Here is a 1296-nt window from a genome sequence, read left to right as displayed (position 1 = left end):
AATCGTTATCCAGGGACGTAGTAGCTCTTTACTCCCACTTTGAATAAGATGGATGTATTAGAGTTAGTAGTCATTGGATAAATGACAAATTAAATCATAAATATAAACCCTAAATGCAATATGTCTTATTTAGTATATATTATTTATAAAATGCTAGAAAAAACATATTGCATCCCCCTATATTATAGTATGTAAAAATAAAAAGGTTTCCCCTTGATGGTTAAAAATTTATAACTACTCAAGGGGATTTTGTAATTTTCAAAGTATATTTTAGGATAATTAGTAGTTATTTTATAGATATTATGGATAAGATGAAAAACATAGCAACTTATTATATAATAAGATATGTGTAATTTGGGTATTAGAAAGGAATTTTATATTATGAGTTTAATAAACATAGATGAAACGTTAGATGACTTACAATTAAAGGGTATTCATATCATACAAAAAAAAGAGGGATTTAGATTTGGAGTTGATGCAGTACTTTTAGCCAATTTTGCTAAGGTAAAAAGAAATGCAACTGTTATTGACTTGTGTAGTGGAACAGGAATAATTCCATTTATAATTAAAGGGAAGAGTCAATGTGGAGTAATAAAGGGTGTAGAGATACAAGGCGAGTTTGCTGAAATGGCAAATAGAAGTGCTATGTATAATAATTTTAGTGATGAGATTAAGTTCGTAGATGGGGATTTAAAGGATAAAGAACTTTTAAAATCATTAGGTAGAGTAGATATAGTTACTGTAAATCCACCGTATAAGTTATATAGCTCTGGAATACTCAATGAAAGTGATAAGAATGCCATTGCTAGACATGAGGTATGCTGCACATTAGAAGATGTTATAGTGGCAGCTAGGACGTTATTAAAGGATAACGGTAAATTTTTTATGGTACATAGACCAGATAGAATAGTAGATATATTTACTCTTATGAGAAAGTATAAAATAGAACCAAAGAGAATAAGATTTATTCATCCTAAACCAGGAAAGGCGCCTAATATATTATTAGTAGAAGGACAAAGGGATGGGGGAGCATTCTTAAAAATAGAAGACCCATTATATGTACATATGGAGGATGATTCTTATTCAGAGGAAATTAAAGCAATGTATAATTCACAATGGTTAGATTAATAAGACAAAAAATAGAAGAGGTGAGTAAAAGTGAGTGGTAAATTATATTTAATACCTACTCCAATAGGAAATCTAAAAGATATAACTCTTAGGGCTCTTGAAACTTTAAAAAGTGTAGATATAATTGCATGTGAAGATACAAGACAGAGTTTAAAGCTTTTAAATCAT

Annotated in this window: 2 protein-coding genes; both read left to right on the top strand. The window is 29.2% G+C overall.

Annotated features, from left to right (window positions below; translation table 11 throughout):
* Positions 1 to 381: 381 nt before the first annotated feature.
* Positions 382 to 1128 carry a tRNA1(Val) (adenine(37)-N6)-methyltransferase gene (locus B2671_RS13830; RefSeq protein WP_346870929.1) on the top strand — a complete coding sequence of 249 codons (747 nt, stop codon included), beginning with the start codon at positions 382 to 384 and terminating at the stop codon, positions 1126 to 1128.
* A gap of 30 nt (positions 1129 to 1158) precedes the next feature.
* Positions 1159 to 1296: SAM-dependent methyltransferase (locus B2671_RS13825; RefSeq protein ID WP_346870936.1), on the top strand; the 138-nt coding region annotated here is incomplete at its 3' end.

Origin of the sequence: Clostridium sp. UBA5119 (genome assembly GCF_002414285.1) — a bacterium.
In the GTDB taxonomy this organism is placed as follows: Bacteria; Bacillota; Clostridia; order Clostridiales; family Clostridiaceae; genus Clostridium_J; species Clostridium_J sulfidigenes.
This window is presented reverse-complemented; position numbering and strand designations above follow the sequence as displayed.